Origin of the sequence: Oceaniovalibus sp. ACAM 378 (assembly GCF_008085915.1) — a bacterium.
Taxonomy (GTDB): Bacteria; Pseudomonadota; Alphaproteobacteria; order Rhodobacterales; family Rhodobacteraceae; genus Oceaniglobus.
In genome coordinates this window covers 219,198-234,605 of the sequence record NZ_VSJK01000008.1, presented here as the reverse complement: position 1 = coordinate 234,605, position 15,408 = coordinate 219,198, and the positions used below count along the sequence as shown (strand labels likewise).

Annotated in this window: 11 protein-coding genes; 6 read left to right on the top strand and 5 right to left on the bottom strand. The window is 61.6% G+C overall.

All coding sequences use genetic code 11. The features are described 5' to 3' along the window. Nucleotides 1-40 precede the first annotated feature (40 nt). Together FQ320_RS12945 and gabT are read right to left on the bottom strand one after the other, a co-directional pair. Nucleotides 41-997 carry a TAXI family TRAP transporter solute-binding subunit gene (locus FQ320_RS12945; RefSeq protein WP_148472873.1) on the bottom strand — a complete coding sequence of 319 codons (957 nt, stop codon included), beginning with the start codon at nucleotides 995-997 and terminating at the stop codon, nucleotides 41-43. Between the two features lie 357 nt (nucleotides 998-1,354). Continuing rightward, nucleotides 1,355-2,704, bottom strand: coding sequence for a 4-aminobutyrate--2-oxoglutarate transaminase (gene gabT, locus FQ320_RS12940; RefSeq protein WP_370513060.1), 1,350 nt, complete (start codon nucleotides 2,702-2,704; stop codon nucleotides 1,355-1,357). A gap of 268 nt (nucleotides 2,705-2,972) precedes the next feature. Here gabT and FQ320_RS12935 point away from each other — a divergent pair, with 268 nt between their 5' ends. The 3 genes from FQ320_RS12935 (at nucleotide 2,973) to FQ320_RS12925 (ending at nucleotide 6,174) form a co-directional block, all read left to right on the top strand. Next, entirely contained in the window at nucleotides 2,973-3,521 is a 549-nt protein-coding gene (locus FQ320_RS12935) for a cupin domain-containing protein (RefSeq protein WP_148472868.1), read from the top strand. 247 nt (nucleotides 3,522-3,768) lie between these two features. Continuing rightward, nucleotides 3,769-4,803, top strand: a complete 1,035-nt coding sequence (locus tag FQ320_RS12930; protein WP_148472867.1) for a hypothetical protein — start codon at nucleotides 3,769-3,771, stop codon at nucleotides 4,801-4,803. 81 nt (nucleotides 4,804-4,884) lie between these two features. Next, complete coding sequence (locus FQ320_RS12925) at nucleotides 4,885-6,174, top strand: O-acetylhomoserine aminocarboxypropyltransferase/cysteine synthase family protein (protein ID WP_148472865.1); 1,290 nt, start codon at nucleotides 4,885-4,887, stop codon at nucleotides 6,172-6,174. A 60-nt stretch (nucleotides 6,175-6,234) separates the two neighbouring features. Here FQ320_RS12925 and FQ320_RS12920 read toward each other — a convergent pair whose 3' ends face one another. Continuing rightward, nucleotides 6,235-6,936 carry an SIMPL domain-containing protein gene (locus FQ320_RS12920; RefSeq protein WP_148472863.1) on the bottom strand — a complete coding sequence of 234 codons (702 nt, stop codon included), beginning with the start codon at nucleotides 6,934-6,936 and terminating at the stop codon, nucleotides 6,235-6,237. A gap of 154 nt (nucleotides 6,937-7,090) precedes the next feature. Here FQ320_RS12920 and FQ320_RS12915 point away from each other — a divergent pair, with 154 nt between their 5' ends. Continuing rightward, on the top strand, nucleotides 7,091-10,411 hold the full coding sequence (locus FQ320_RS12915; RefSeq protein ID WP_148472861.1) for a hypothetical protein: 3,321 nt from the start codon (nucleotides 7,091-7,093) through the stop codon (nucleotides 10,409-10,411). A gap of 62 nt (nucleotides 10,412-10,473) precedes the next feature. Here the strand turns inward: FQ320_RS12915 and hppD are convergent, their stop codons facing one another. Then, the gene (gene hppD / locus FQ320_RS12910; protein WP_148472859.1) at nucleotides 10,474-11,583 is read right to left on the bottom strand and encodes a 4-hydroxyphenylpyruvate dioxygenase; all 1,110 of its coding nucleotides are present in this window, start codon (nucleotides 11,581-11,583) and stop codon (nucleotides 10,474-10,476) included. Between the two features lie 125 nt (nucleotides 11,584-11,708). Here hppD and FQ320_RS12905 point away from each other — a divergent pair, with 125 nt between their 5' ends. Together FQ320_RS12905 and FQ320_RS12900 are read left to right on the top strand one after the other, a co-directional pair. Then, nucleotides 11,709-12,185: an Lrp/AsnC family transcriptional regulator gene (locus tag FQ320_RS12905; protein ID WP_148472857.1), complete on the top strand. Its 477-nt coding sequence runs from the start codon at nucleotides 11,709-11,711 to the stop codon at nucleotides 12,183-12,185. Between the two features lie 49 nt (nucleotides 12,186-12,234). Then, a complete protein-coding gene (locus FQ320_RS12900; protein WP_148472855.1) occupies nucleotides 12,235-14,289 on the top strand; it encodes a cation:proton antiporter in 2,055 nt (684 codons plus the stop codon). Nucleotides 14,290-14,338: 49 nt separating this feature from the next. Here FQ320_RS12900 and cobT read toward each other — a convergent pair whose 3' ends face one another. After that, nucleotides 14,339-15,352: a nicotinate-nucleotide--dimethylbenzimidazole phosphoribosyltransferase gene (gene cobT / locus FQ320_RS12895; protein ID WP_148472854.1), complete on the bottom strand. Its 1,014-nt coding sequence runs from the start codon at nucleotides 15,350-15,352 to the stop codon at nucleotides 14,339-14,341. Between the last annotated feature and the right edge of the window lie 56 nt (nucleotides 15,353-15,408).

Here is a 15,408-nt window from a genome sequence, read left to right as displayed (position 1 = left end):
ACGGATCGGGGGCGGCTTTGCGCCGCCCCCGAAGACCGGATTACATCCAGCCACGCTCCTTATAGTACTTTTCGGCGCCCGGGTGCAGCGGAGCCGACAGACCGTCCTTGATCATTTCCTCTTCCTTGAGGTTTTCAAAGGCCGGGTGCAGTTTCTTGAAGCGGTCAAAGTTGTCGAACACCGCCTTGACCACAGCATAAATCACATCATCCGGCACATCGGACGAGGTGACAAAAGTTGCCTTGACGCCAAAGGTCGTCACGTCGTCATCGGTGCCCTTGTACATGCCGCCGGGGATGGTGGCGGTGGCATAGAACGGGTTGTCGGCGATCAGCTTGTCAATCGCCTCGCCGGTTACGGGTACGATGCTGGCGTCGACAGTCGACACCGCCTCCTGGATCGATCCGTTCGGGTGGCCGACGGTATAGATGATCGCGTCCACCTTGTTGTCACCCAGAGCGGCAGCCTGTTCAGCGGGCTTCAGCTCGGATGCGAGGGCGAAATCGTCCATCGTCCAGCCTTTGGCATCCAGCACGACTTCCATCGTCGCCAACTGACCTGACCCGGGGTTGCCGACATTCACCCGCTTGCCCTTGAGATCGTCGAAATCGCCGATGTTGGCGTCTTTGCGCGCAATCACGGTGAAGGGTTCACCGTGTACGGAGAACACCGCGCGTTCCTTGTCGAACTTGTCACCCTCGAACTGCGAGGTGCCGTTATAGGCGTGGTACTGCCAGTCGGACTGGGCGACGCCCATGTCCATATCGCCAGCCTTGATCGCGTTGATGTTTGCGATCGAGCCGCCGGTGGACGGCGCGGTGCATTTCAATCCGTTGGTCGCGCTGTCGCGGTTGACCAGACGGCAGATCGACTGACCGACGACGAAATACACGCCTGTCTGACCGCCGGTACCGATTGTGATGAACCGTTCTTGTGCGAATGCTGCGGTGCCCGCAAGCATTGCGCCCATCAGGGTCAGTGTTTTCAACGTTTTCATTTATTACTCCCACTACAGGTGGCCGGTTGATCGGGCCTTTTCAGTCTGTATGCCAAGGGCAACGATCCGCCCCGAATTCTGTCCCGCCGCAGGGTGCGGAGGGTATTTTGCCCGGACGGTTCGATCTGCGTGACATCAAGCCCACACAAGCAGGTTTTCCATCAAGGTCAACTGCATTCACGGCTTGACAATATCAGGTCGCGCCCTGCCTTCACCGTATCGGTGTTTATTTTTTCGAACAAGTCATTCTGCTGCAAGTTGCGCAATCCTGTGCTGGCGTCTCGTATGTGGAAGGCCCAAAAATAGGGCGCCCAACGGATTGGACGCCCTATTTATTAAAACAAAGTCAGCGGGTTGTCAGACGGCGGCCCCAGTGACAGCGTCAGCCAGCGCTGCCTCGAAAATCGTCATGCCTTCGTCGATGATCGCATCCGAAGCGGTCAGCGGCACCATGATCCTCACAGCATTGCCGTGCATTCCGCAACTCAGCAGAATCAACCCACGCTTGAGCGCATGGGCGCAGATCGATTTGACCAGCGCGGCATCCGGCGTGGCGGTATCAAAATCGCTCACGAACTCGACGGCGAGCATCGCCCCCAGCCCACGGATATCCCACATCCGGAACGGTGCGACGCGCGCGCCCATCTCGGCAAAGCGGGCGCGCAAACGCTCGCCCAGAGCGGTTGAACGCTCCAACAGCCCTTCATCCTCGATCGCGTCAATGGCCGCCAGCGCGGCGGCGCAGGCCACCGGATTGCCGGCATAGGTGCCGCCCAGCCCGCCCGGAGGCACGGCGTCCATGATCTCGGCGCGGCCAATCACACCGGCGATGGGATACCCCCCCGCCATGGATTTCGCCACAGTGATCAGATCGGGAATGACGCCGGAATGTTCGACGGCGAACCATGTTCCGGTGCGTGCAAACCCCGATTGGATTTCATCGGCAATCAACAAGATACCGTGTTTGTCGCAGATCGCGCGCAGTGCCTGCATCATCTCGAACGGCACGGGCGTATACCCGCCTTCGCCCAGAACCGGCTCGATGATGATCGCGGCAACGGTTTCGGGCTGTGCGTCGGTCAGAAACAGGTTCTCCAGACCTTTCAACGCATCAGCCACGGTGATGCCGTCCCGCGCCGAAGGGAAAGGTGCGCGGAAAATATCGCCCGGGAACGGACCGACGTTCAACTTATAGGGGCTGACCTTGCCGGTCATTCCCAGCGTCAACAGAGTGCGCCCGTGATAGGCGCCGTGAAACGCGATGACACCCCGGCGACCCGTGGCGACACGGGCGATTTTCACCGCATTCTCAACCGCCTCGGCCCCGGTGGATACCAGCAGCGTCTTTTTCGCGTGATCCCCCGGCGCCAGCGCGTTCAGCCGTTCGGCCAGCGCGACATAGCCCTCATAGGGCACCACCTGAAAAGATGTGTGGGTGAAATGGGCTTCCTGTTCCATCGCCGCCGCAATCACCTTGGGGTGACGATGGCCGGTGTTCAGCACGGCGATACCGCCGGCAAAATCGATGTAACGGTTGCCTTCGACATCCCACAGTTCGGCGTTTTCCGCATGGGCGGCGAACACCCCGGTCGCGCTGGCCACGCCATGGGGCACAGCTGCCTGACGGCGCGCCAGAAGATCGGCATTGGTCACCGGCGTATTATCGGGAACCAGCGCGATCCGGGGTCCGGGCTTTGCTGCTGCCATGGTCTTGCCGCGCGATTTCTCTGCGGTTTGGGCGGCCGTCTTGCGGGGTTTTTTGGGGGTCTGGGTGGCCATTCTTCTGTTCCTTTTGCAGCAGAGACAGGGGGTGAGTCGACGGGTAGCGGCGTTGCGGGGGTGTTGAGAATTCTCAGTACTGCGTTGAATATATCTGTCAACGTGATTGTGGGATCGGTGGCGAAAACCTGCGAGGCTTGATCTTTCAACGCGTCTTCTGCATCACTGCGCCACAGCCTCAGCCCCGGGACGGATGATGGACATCGGCAGGAAACTTCAGGCGGTGCGCAAGCAAAAGGGCCTATCGCAACGCGAACTTGCTGCGCGCGCCGGGTTGACCAACGGCACCATATCACTGATCGAGAAGAACCGCACGTCGCCATCGGTGGCATCGCTGAAATCGCTGCTCGACGCGATCCCGATGAGCATGTCGGATTTCTTTGCATCCATCGAGGAAGAGCCGGAAAAGATGTTCTGGCGGGCGGATGAATTCACCGAACTGTCGCCCGGTGGCGCGAACACCCTGTCGCTGCGCCAGCTTGGCCATGCCTCGCGCCACAGCCTGCAGATGCTGCACGAAACCTATCCCCCCGGCGCGGATACAGGGGAACGCCTGCTCAGTCATGAATCGGAAGAGGCCGGGATTGTCGTGCGCGGTACGATCGAAATCACCGTGAACGGTCACATCGGATCACTGGGTCCGGGCGATGGATATCTGTTCGACAGCCGCCTGCCGCACAGGTTTCGCAACGCTGGCGATATGGTTTGCGAGATCATCAGCGCCTGCACGCCCCCCACGTTCTGAAGCACATCAGGGCATTTGTATCACGCCGCGCTCAAACCCGTCTCGCGGCGTGCGCATATCGTCATACAGCAGTTCAACCGTCACCGAACCGACCGATTTCAAAGGCGGCCATCATGGCGATGAGGATCAGAACCAAATCCAATACATTCTCCGATAAAGGCCCCCTGTACGGGCCGGAACACAGCTGTCGGGCTGCGGCGAATGGGCTATAGTCGCGCCAGATGACACCCGAAGGACCACGAAACGCATGGCAGAAAGACCAAACGCGGCAGCCCCCGCCCTCAGCCAGCCAGAGATCGCGCCGGTCTTCAACATTTTCGTCGTCGTGCAATCCGGGCGGCTGGCCTATGAGGCGGCGCTGTTTCTTTTGTCGTTGCGCCACACAAACCCGGGGTTCGCGGGGCGTGTGATACTGGGCGAACCGCAGCCCGGCCCCCTGTGGCCGCGCGACCCGCGTGTGCCCATCGGCCCCCTGCGCGACATGCTCGAAGACCTTGGCGGAACCATCACACCTTTTGAGTCCGCGCATTTCGGCGCCGCCTATCCCTATGGCAACAAGATCGAAGGCTTGGCGGCCCTGCCCCCCGGCGAACCCTTTGTGTTCTTCGACACGGACACATTGATCACTGCGCCGCTGTCCGAAGTCCCGTTCGATTTCGACAGCCCCAGCGCGTCGTTGCGCGTGACCGGCACCTGGCCAGAACCCAGTCTTTACGGCCCCGGATATGGCGGCATCTGGAAATCGCTCTATGACCGTTTCGAGCTGGATTTCGACAGTTCGCTGGACCTGAGCCAACCGGATGAATACTGGCGGCGCTATCTCTACTTCAACGCCGGATATTTTTTCCACCGCTGCCCCAGAGAATTCGGCGCGCGGTTTTTGGCAACGGCCCTGTCGATCCGCGACGATCCGCCCGAGGAACTGCTTGGTCAGACGCTGAACCCATGGCTGGATCAGGTGGCGCTGCCGCTGGTGATCCACGGATTTGGCGGCGGGCGCGACACGCTGCCGCCGGGGATGCTGGACGGCAGCCATTCCTGCCATTACCGCGCCCTGCCCCTGCTTTATGCGCGCGAAGATGATCGGGTGGTCGATCTGCTGCACGCCATCACCGCGCCGAACCCGGTCAAGAAAGTGCTGAAAGGGTATGATCCGATCCTGCGCATGGTCTATCAGAACAAGGGGGCCATGGCCCGCGCCCTGTTCGACCAGACCGATCTGCCGCGCAAGGAACGAGCGATCCGCAACGCGCTGCGCCGTGACGGTCTGTGGCTGCGTTGACCTCTGCACCGCCGCACAGCGTTGATCGCGCCTGCGCTATGCCGTAAACGCGCTATCAGACCAGATCCAAGGGAGATCCCCATGTCCGACAAGAATTATGGCTTTGACACGTTGCAGGTCCACGCCGGCGCACGGCCCGACCCGACAACCGGCGCACGCAACACGCCGATCTATCAGACGACCGCCTATGTGTTCCGCGACGCCGACCACGCCGCCGCATTGTTCAACCTGCAAGAGGTCGGATACATCTATTCCCGCCTGACCAACCCCACGGTCTCCGTCTTGCAGGAACGTATCGCAACGCTTGAGGGTGGCGTCGGCGCAGTGTGCTGTTCGTCCGGCCATGCAGCACAGATCATGTCGCTGTTTCCGCTGATGTCGCCGGGCAAGAACATCATCGCGTCCACCCGGCTTTATGGCGGTACGGTCACGCAGTTTTCCCAGACGATCAAGCGGTTCGGCTGGTCGGCCACATTTGTCGACTTTGACGATACAGAGGCGGTCAAGGCCGCGATCGACGACGACACCCGCGCTGTGTTCTGCGAATCGATCGCCAACCCCGGCGGCTATATCACCGATCTCGATGCCATTTCGGCCATCACGAAAGCGGCGGGCATCCCGCTGATCGTCGACAACACCTCGGCCACGCCATACCTGTGCCGTCCGTTCGAGCACGGCGCCGATCTGGTGGTGCACTCCACGACGAAATACCTGACGGGCAACGGCACGGTCATGGGCGGCTGCGTGGTGGATTCGGGCACCTTCGACTGGTCGGCGTCGGACAAGTTTCCGTCGCTGTCACAGCCCGAAACCGCCTATCACGGGCTGAAGTTTCACGAGACTTTCGGCCCGCTCGCCTTCACCTTTCACAGTATTGCCATCGGGCTGCGTGATCTGGGGATGACGATGAACCCGCAAGCGGCGCATTACACCCTGATGGGGATCGAAACCCTGTCGCTGCGCATGCAACGCCATGTGGAAAACGCCGTGACGGTGGCCAAGTGGCTCGAGGCCGATCCGCGGATCGACTATGTCACCTATGCCGGGTTGGAAAGCTCGCCATATTTCGGACGGGTCGAAAAGATCTGCCCGCGCGGTGCCGGTGGGCTGTTCACCTTTGCCGTCAAAGGCGGATACGACGCCTGCGTCAAGCTGATCGATTCGCTTGAGATTTTCAGCCATGTCGCAAATCTCGGCGACACACGGTCGCTGGTCATCCACACCGCCAGCACGACACACCGCCAGCTGAACGAAGACCAACAGCGCGCCGCCGGCGCCGCACCCGAACTGGTGCGCGTTTCCATCGGGATCGAGGACGCGGCCGATCTGATCGCCGATCTGGATCAGGCGCTGGCAAAAGCGACCGCCTGAGCGAATTACGATCACGGGCCGGTGCAATGCGCACCGGCCCGTTTTGATCGGCAAGACAGTCTAGTCGTCGATGTCGAACACCATATGCACCGTCGCTGTCACATCGATCTCGCCCGCCGCAATAGGCATTGAACGCAGTGCGGCGCTGTCCATCATCGGGCTCGGCCCGCCTCCCATACCCGTTTCATCTATCGTTTCTACCGATCCAAGGGTCACACCCGCCGCCCCGGCGAACAGCGCCGCCTTGGCCATCGCATCGGCAACCGCCGCTTTGCGCGCGAGAATCAGCAAGGGCGCCCGGTCCTGCACGTCAAAGGATATGCCTGAGAACGTGTTTCCGCCTGCCTTGGCCACCGCATCGATCAATTCGCCCACGGCATCCAGATCGCGCACCCGCACCGACAGATCCGAGTTGGCGACATAGCCCAGAACATTGAGCATATCCTCGGCCTTGCTGCGCTCCTGATATTCGGGCCGCACGGACAACTGCCCGGTCTGCATATCCGTGGCTGCGATCCCCTGCGCCTTCAACGCGTCGATAACCGCGCCGATCCGCTCGCTCACTTGCGACAAAGCAGCGGCGGCGGTGCTATCCTGTGCCTCGACGCCCAGCGAAAGCTGTGCCATGTCAGGCACTGCGCTGATCACGCCTTCACCTGATACGCGCAGTTCACCGGCCTGGATCGCCCCGGCCCCGAGCAGCGCACAGAGCGCGAGCGCAAGGGCCGAAATCCGCCGACCGGTGGTTAATAGAGGTTGCATCACGTACTCTCCGTAGTCAGTTGAAAGATCGACAATCCATGGGAGTTAAGCATTCGGAAAGCTGTTTTTGTTTTCCTCGGCGGAAAGCTGCTATAGAACGGCCAAATTCCCGATGGGGACTCCTGCATGAGCCGCCAAATGGTAGAGCATTGATATGAAGCCGAACTTCACACTCGATTTGTCGCAAACCGACGTCCGCTTGATGGACCTGTCGGGCAAGAGTGGTACGCTGGTCGGTGAGGTGTCCCTGACCGACCCCGACTTTGACGCCAAGATCTCTGAATTGCGCAACAACCTTGCCGAAAAACTCGACGTTCCGATTGCCTGCGAATTGCAGATTCCGGACTCCGAGATCCTGTACACCACGATCGATGATCCTGAATTCGAGGGCAACTCCGGCACCCGCCGTGACCTGCGCGATCAGGCAGTGCGCGATGGGTTGGAGGGGATGACTCCCTATGCGCTGGATGATCTGTCATACACTTGGAAACCCAACAACTCCAAAGAGTTGATGGTCGCGGCAGTGGCCCGCGAAACCCTTGCCGAGGCCGAAGGATTTGCCGCCAGCCGGGGGTTCAATCCGGTGCGGTTCGTGTCGCGCCCGGGCAAGGACAAGTTCCGCGGGATGGTCAATTTTGGCCCGACCGCAATTGTGACGGCGCGCAGTGAGGCCGCCAAGGCAGCAGCCTCCGAAGCCGAACTTCTGGCGGCCAAGGCCGCCGCGCGATCTGATAGCACCAAACCCGGGCACACGCCTGATTCGGAGCCGAAACCCGCAGTGGAACCGGCGGCGGGCAAAGCGGCGGCGACGGGCGCAGCCAAAGGCCAACAGAGTGAGGCGGTGACGGCGGAGCCAGAGGGGTCCACCGCGCCATCGACGCCCGAAAAGACGCCACCCCGAACCCACAAATCGGACAGTGCATCGCTTCAGGGAGATTTCAAACTCGAATCAAAGCCGGAAGATCCCAAATCCGACATCGAAACCGACCCGGTAAAGGGCGCTGACGCAAAGAAATCCGCGCCGGTCGGGCCTGACGCCCAACAGCCCGCTTTGAGAACGCCCGCCACAGATCCTTTCGCTTCGGGCGGGGCCAAGGGCGATGCCGGGGAAGTGCCGGGTGATTTCCGGGTCACACCGCCGCAACGCCGCATGAACATCGCGCCCGTCGACGGCCCGCAAGACAGTGACACCGGGAATGCCGAGGATACGCCGCCCGCGACATTCCAACGCCCGTCGACCGCATCGTCGGACATCCCCGTGCCGCGCACCGGTTTTTCGCAACCCAGAGTGAACGATCCGCTGCCGCCGCTGGACGATATTCCGCCCGTTCCGCCGTCCTTTGCGACACGCCGTCGAACCACCGCAGGTGCACCCGCCCTGGCACCGCAGATCCCGTCGGCCAGGCCCTTTACACCGGGCGACTCTGCCAGCCGGGACAGCCGGTTGGGGCGTCTTGCGGCGCGTTTTGGCGGCGCACCGGATTCTGACAGCATGACCGCTGCCGGGGCTCTCGTGCCACCGCCGCCGCCCCGGCGCAACGGCACGCCACCTGCCGGCCCTGTACCACCGCTTCCAACATCCGCCGGGCCAAAGATTCTGCGTGGCTCGGGTTCGGGCGGTGCGGACAAGACACAGTCAGATCTGAACAACGGCACGGTCATTCCCTCGGGAGTCAAGGTGACTGCGCCCCGGCTCAGCCCCGTGCGCACCCTTCCCGACACGGCCGCAACCGCCGCCAGCCTGACTCCTGCCGCCGATCCGGGCCAGACCTCAGGTCAGGCACCGGGCCGGTCTGCGACGTCGCCAAGAAAGGCCGAGGCCGAAGCGATGACCGTGTTTGGCGCACGGGCCGGAGCCGCCAAGCAACGGTCGATGGCACCCGTTGCCATCGGGTTGATCGTGGCGCTTTTGCTGGCCATCGGGGTATGGGCGGCGGTGCTGTTTCTGGGCAATGACGATCTGGCCGAAACCGACGCCAGCCTGTCGGACCCCGCACTGGAAACCGCAGGCGCACCCGCCGCAGTTCAGCCTGAAACGGCCATCGAACAGCCGGACGCCATTCCGCCACAGGAACCGCCGGGCAATATCCTGACGGACGCCGATCCAGATCCCGGTCCGGAAACTGACCCGATTTCAGACCCGGTTTCAGAGCCGATCTCGGTCCCTGACGCAGGGACCGAGATTGCCGCACTTCCCGAAACTCTGGCGCCCGATGACGCGGGCGGACGCGCCAATGTGACCGACAGCACCGTCGCGACGGTGAATCCAACCGCACCCGAGGCACCCGCACCGGAACCCCAGCCGCTGACCTCGGCGCCGCCCGAACCGATTTCGGAAGATCCGCTGCAACGCCCCCCGACCGAAGAAGGGCCGGGCGCCATCGCGACCCGCTATGCCACCACCGGGATCTGGGAGGCTCCCCCCGAAGCGCCTGATGCGCCCACGATCGACAGGATCGACGATCTTTATGTCGCATCCATTGACCCAAAAATCGAAGCAGAAGATGCGGTTGCCCTGCCTGAACTGTCAGAAGCCACCGCCCCCGCGGCTCCGCAATCCGAGTTGCCCCCTGCGCCCTCGGGCACTGTTTTCGATATGGATGACAACGGGTTGGTCCGTGCCACGCCCGGAGGCGCGATTTCCCCTGACGGCATCCTGATCACCGCTGGCCGCCCGTCAAAGACCCCGCCGGCGATTCCTTCGCGCCCGGATAGCCTGGCACCTATTCTGGAAAATCAGCCTGATCTGCCCCGCACACGGCCACGCACCCGCCCCGGAAATCTGGTCGAGGAAAGCGAACGCACCCAGTTGGGCGGGCGACTGCGCACCGAACTGGCCAACCTGAAGCCAAAGGAACGGCCCGAGGAAATTGCCAGCCGTGCCGCCAGCATCCGCGAGAGCATGAACGCCAGAGCCGCAGCGGCCGCCGCCGCTGTCGCTGCGACCTCGCTTGCCACACCGCAGCCACGACCGAACGACCCCACAGCCGCAGCCCCCGCGCCCGCAGAAGAAGCACCTGAAACTTTGGTCGCGGCTGTCGTCACCGGTCCGGTCAGCCCATTTGCAGTTGCCCGTTCCCGCGTTCCGCAACATAGGCCGGGAAATTTTGACGATCGCGTTGCCTCGGCGCGCAACAAAGCCGCAGAGGCCGCCAGCCAGCAGGCCGCCGCCGAGCCAACGGTCACCCGTGTGGCCGCTGCCTCCGCCGTCACCACGCCGCGTATCCCGTCGCGCGCCTCGGTTGCGCAACAGGCCACTGTCAAGAATGCGATAAATCTGGGTAAGATGAACCTGATCGGCGTCTATGGCGGCACGTCGAACCGGCGCGCTTTGATCCGGCTGCCCTCGGGCAAGTTCGTCAAGGTCAAGGTCGGCGACCGGATCGATGGCGGTCAGGTGGCAAGCATTGGCCAAAGCGATCTGAGCTATCACAAAGGCGGGCGGCGCGTGACGCTGGCGATGCCGCAAGGCTGACGCGCCGGGCCGGTCTGCAAAGCGGTCCGGTGCCACCAATCTCTGATCCTGTGCGCCGCGGATCAACTGGTTTGCAATACGCCCCGTTCGATTTGGTCCTGTTCGATCGATTCGAACAGCGCCTTGAAATTGCCCTCGCCGAATCCGTCATCACCCTTTCTCTGGATGAACTCGAAAAAGATTGGTCCGATCACGGTTTTTGAGAATATCTGAAGCAGAATGCGGGTTTCGCGCCCTTTTTTTCCATCGACCTCGACCACGCCTTCGCCGTCGATCAGGATACCGTGCTTCATCATCAGGTCCTTGGGTTCATCATGGCCCGTCACCCGATCATAGGACAGGTCGTAATAGGTTTCGGGTGGCTTCGGCATGAATGTGACGCCCCGTTTTGCAATCTCGTCCACTGCCGCGTAAAGATCATGTGCACCCACGGCGATATGCTGAATTCCTTCGCCATTGTAACGCTTCAGGTATTCGACGATCTGCCCGGTCTCGCCGCGGTCTTCGTTGATCGGAATACGGATCCGTCCGCAGGGCGACGTCAGCGCACGTGAGAAGAGCCCGGTGTGCTTGCCCTGAATATCGAAGAACCGGATCTCGTGAAAATTGAAGAGCGAACGGTAAAAGCCGAACCATTTATCCATGTTTCCGCGGTAAACGTTGTGCGTCAGATGATCGAGATAGTGAAATCCGACACCTTCGGGATGCGCCTTGTCGATCCAGTCGAATTCGTCGTTATAGGGGTTTGCTTCATAATATCGGTCAATGAAGTAAATCACCGATCCGCCAATGCCGATAATCGCCGGCACATCCATCGTCTTGCCCGGGCCGGTGAATTCGGTCGCGCCCTGCCCTACTGCATGTTTCAGCGCGTATGCGGCATCCACCACCCGCCAAGCCATCGACGGCGCACAGGGTCCGTGTTTGTCGACGAATTCCATGGCATGACTGCCCGGTTCGTCGTTCAGGACATAGGTGATATCGCCCTGCTGCCACAACTCGATCCGGCGGGATTTGTGGTTCGCCGTGTGAACATAACCCATGCGCGAAAAGGCCTCGCGCAGTTTATCCGGTTCGCGGTGCGCAAATTCGACAAATTCGAACCCGTCGGTGCCTGCCGGGTTGTCTGTCGTGATCGTCGCCTTGGGGGCATCGTGCGGAAAGGGGCCCATGTCTGGATCCTCTTGATGATGTTACGATTTGTGTCAGTCTAGCGCAGTCTATGACGGATAGTTGCGCGTTCTTGATGGGCTTCTGGGTATTAAATGCGCAAATTGCGCGCTATGATCGGCTGACCATGAAAGATTTGCGCACGACCCTTTTGGACACGACAGACTCGCGACTGCTGGCCGCCTTGCAGAAGAACGCGCATCTGACTGCGCAGGAACTCGGTGAAATGCTGAGCCTGTCCACATCTCAGGCCGGGCGCAGACGTCAACGACTTGAGGCCGACGGATATATCGAAAGCTATACCGCACGTCTGTCGGCGGCGCGGCTGGGTCTGGCGGTGCAGGCCTTTGTGCAGGTTGAAATGGCCAGCCATCAACCCGAGATGGCGCGCAGTTTTGCCAGCCTTCTCTCTACCCGCCCCGAGGTGATCAGCGCCTGGACGCTGACCGGCGAGGCGGATTATCTGCTGCGTGTCTTTTGCCCGGATCTTTCGGCGCTGAACCGGCTGCTGCATGACGTGCTGCTGCCCCATGCCGCCGTCGCCCGGGTGCGCAGCCAGATTGTGATGGATCAGTTGAAGTCAGACGCGCCTTTACCGACATGAGCGTATTTCGTTAATATTGCAGAATTATTCACGACCTAGGGACATTTGAATGGAATCTTTCCTTTACCAAGCAACGATTTATCTTGCTGCCGCAGTGATCGCCGTGCCGATCGCCGCGCGGCTTGGTCTCGGCTCGGTTCTGGGATATCTGGCGGCGGGCATTTTCATCGGTCCGGTTGCCGGTCTGGTTGGGTCCGAGGCAGAAAGCCTGCAGCATTTCGCCGAATTCGGCGTGGTGATGATGTTGTTCGTGATCGGACTGGAGCTTGAGCCCAAGGCGCTTTGGGCGATGCGACACCGGTTGCTGGGGCTTGGCGGGTTGCAGGTGCTGGCCACCATGGGTCTGATCGCATGGGGCGCAACCTTGCTTGGTTTGCCATGGAGCCAGAGTATCGCGGTCGGGATGGTCTTTGCCCTGTCATCGACAGCCATCGTATTGCAAACGCTGTCGGAAAAGAAGCTGATGCAGACGTCTGGGGGACGGTCTTCGTTCTCGGTGCTGCTGACCCAGGATATCGCCGTGATCCCGATGCTGGCGCTGCTGCCTTTGCTGGCGGTGGGCGGGATCAGCAATGGCAATACCGAAGCCGGGCATGGCGCGCTTCCCGCCCTGATGGGCGAGGTAGGGGTGAGTGTTACCGGAACGGCCACCGCCCCCGCAGTCACCGAGGACGTAGCCGAACAGGCGGTCGAAGCCGGGCAAAGCATCACCGCCGGCAATCCTGACAAGGCGGCCGAGGCGGCGATGTCGCTGGTCCAAAGCTTGCCTGCCTGGGGCATCACCCTGCTGACGGTGGCGGTGATCGGCCTGATCATACTGGCGGGCGCCTATGGCACCGGTCCGATCTTTCGGTTCATCCACCGCGCCCACCTGCGCGAGCTTTACGTGGCTCTTGCGCTGCTGATCGTGATCTCGATTGCCTTCATGATGACGCTGATCGGGCTGTCCCCCGCTCTGGGCACGTTCCTTGCTGGGGTGGTTCTGGCCAACTCGGAGTTTCGTCATCAGCTTGAGGCAGACATCGAACCGTTCAAGGGGCTGCTGCTCGGACTGTTCTTTATCACGGTCGGCGCTGGCATCAGCTTTCCGGCGTTTCTTGCTGCGCCGTTCACCCTGTTGGGGCTGACGCTGGCAGTGATGCTTGCCAAGGGGGCGATCCTGTTCTTGTTGTCCATCGTGTTCCGCATCAAGGGGCGCGACCGCTGGCTGTTTACGCTGGGGTTGGCGCAGGCGGGCGAATTCGGCTTTGTTCTGGTGTCCTTCGCGCTCAGCACCGATGTTCTGCCGGTGGCATTGGCAGAGACGCTGCTGCTGATTGTGGCGCTGTCGATGCTGCTGACGCCGCTGTTTTTCATCGTCTACGAACAGGTCAGCCACCGGATGACCGAAGCGACCGTAACGACACCCGAAGACCGGATCGACGGACATCAACCGATCATCATCGCAGGGGTTGGCCGGTTTGGGCAGGTGATCCAGCGAATGATTCAGATGGCAGGACTGCGGGCCAACATTCTGGACACCGATCTGGAGACCGTGCAACTGATGCGCAAATTCGGCTACAAGGGGTATTTCGGCGATCCGACCCGCCCCGAACTGCTGCATGCCGCCGGTTTTTCCACGGCCAAAGTGTTAGTTGTGGCGCTCGATGACCGCGAGGCGGCGATCAGGCTGGTCAAATACGCCAAGCAAGAACGCTCCGACATCACCATCGTCGCCCGCGCCTATGACCGGGTCCATACCTATGAGCTGTATGCCGCCGGGGCCGATTATATCGTCCGCGAGATGTTCGACAGCTCGCTCCGGGCCGGACGATATGTTCTGGAAAGCATGGGGTTTTCCGATTTCGACGCCAAACAACTCGAGTATGAATTCTTCCGGCTTGACCGCCATGCCATGCTGGAACTGGCTGAATTGTGGAAACCCGGCGTGCCACTGGACCAGAACGCCGCCTATATCGAACGGGCGCGCGAATTGAACCAAAAGCTGGAAACCGAGCTGGTGTTGAAAAGCGCCGACGATGAAGCGAACGAAACCGAAAGCGACGATGATGGCGAGGAGCCGAGCGGCGGGGCCGCAGCGCAGCGGGTTAACAGCGTGGCCTGAAGGCCACTGCCCGGGCGGCAACCGTTTAAGACCCGAACCGTGGCGCTGCTCACCCCCCTGCCACGCCCGCTTCGGCAAAGGTGGCCATGCCCGAATGGCAGGCGACCGCACTCTGTAGGAGTCCGATGGCAAGCGCCGCCCCCGATCCTTCGCCCAACCGCAGGCCCAGTGACAGCAGCGGCGCCTTGCCCAGATGTGTCAGCAAACGGTCATGTGCACACTCAGACGAAAGATGCCCGGCGACGCAGTGATCCAGCGCGCCGGGCTGAGCCACAGACAAAGGCGCAACCGCGGCGCAGCAGATGAATCCATCAAGGATAACCGGGATCCGCAGCAGCCTTGCCCGGATCACCGCACCGGCCATGGCCGCCATTTCTCGCCCACCGAAACAGCCCAGCCGCGCCAAAGGGTCTGTTTCGCCCGCGTGGCGTGCCAGCCCCGCATCGACCACCGCTTGTTTCGCGGTCAGCGCGGGACCGGTCACGCCGGTGCCACGCCCGGTCCAGTCCGCACCCGTCCCGCCGAATAAAGCGGCGGCTAGTACCGCTGCCGCAGTGGTGTTGCCGATGCCCATTTCGCCCACCACCAACAGGTCGGTGGCAGGGTCGACCGCTTCCCACCCCGCCCGCAGCGCCGCGACCAGAGCCGCGTCGTCCATCGCGCGGATCTCGGTGAAATCGCCCGTCGGCGTGTCCAGCGACAAGGCGTGCACATCGATCCGCGCGTGGAACACCTTGGCCAATTGGTTGACCGCCGCGCCACCGTTGCGGAAATTTTCCACCATCTGCGCCGTTACCTCGGGCGGGAAAGCCGACACACCGCGCGCAGCGACACCGTGATTCCCGGCAAAGACGATGACCTGCGACGCCGTCACAGAAGGGCGCGGATCGCCACGCCAGCCCGCATACCAGATTGCCAGATCCTCGATCCGACCCAATGCGCCGGGTGGCTTGGTCAACTGTGCGTTGCGCGCCACCGCGCCGTCTATCGCAGCGCTGTCGGGCGCGGGAAGATCGCGCAACAGCGCACGAAAATCGGCAAGGGTTTGAAATTTCTGGGTCATATTGGCCTGTTCCGTTGCTCTGCCTCTGTGCCCTGTTTAAGGATTGCTGCCACGAC

Excerpts from the sequence above, each read along its gene's own strand:
- FQ320_RS12935 (WP_148472868.1), top strand. The coding sequence starts at position 2,973 with ATGGACATCGGCAGGAAACTTCAGGCGGTGCGCAAGCAAAAGGGCCTA.
- FQ320_RS12900 (WP_148472855.1), top strand. The coding sequence starts at position 12,235 with ATGGAATCTTTCCTTTACCAAGCAACGATTTATCTTGCTGCCGCAGTG.
- cobT (WP_148472854.1), bottom strand. The coding sequence starts at position 15,352 with ATGACCCAGAAATTTCAAACCCTTGCCGATTTTCGTGCGCTGTTGCGC.
- FQ320_RS12920 (WP_148472863.1), bottom strand. The coding sequence starts at position 6,936 with ATGCAACCTCTATTAACCACCGGTCGGCGGATTTCGGCCCTTGCGCTC.
- FQ320_RS12930 (WP_148472867.1), top strand. The coding sequence starts at position 3,769 with ATGGCAGAAAGACCAAACGCGGCAGCCCCCGCCCTCAGCCAGCCAGAG.
- FQ320_RS12915 (WP_148472861.1), top strand. The coding sequence starts at position 7,091 with ATGAAGCCGAACTTCACACTCGATTTGTCGCAAACCGACGTCCGCTTG.
- hppD (WP_148472859.1), bottom strand. The coding sequence starts at position 11,583 with ATGGGCCCCTTTCCGCACGATGCCCCCAAGGCGACGATCACGACAGAC.
- FQ320_RS12925 (WP_148472865.1), top strand. The coding sequence starts at position 4,885 with ATGTCCGACAAGAATTATGGCTTTGACACGTTGCAGGTCCACGCCGGC.
- FQ320_RS12905 (WP_148472857.1), top strand. The coding sequence starts at position 11,709 with ATGAAAGATTTGCGCACGACCCTTTTGGACACGACAGACTCGCGACTG.
- gabT (WP_370513060.1), bottom strand. The coding sequence starts at position 2,704 with ATGGCAGCAGCAAAGCCCGGACCCCGGATCGCGCTGGTTCCCGATAAT.
- FQ320_RS12945 (WP_148472873.1), bottom strand. The coding sequence starts at position 997 with ATGAAAACGTTGAAAACACTGACCCTGATGGGCGCAATGCTTGCGGGC.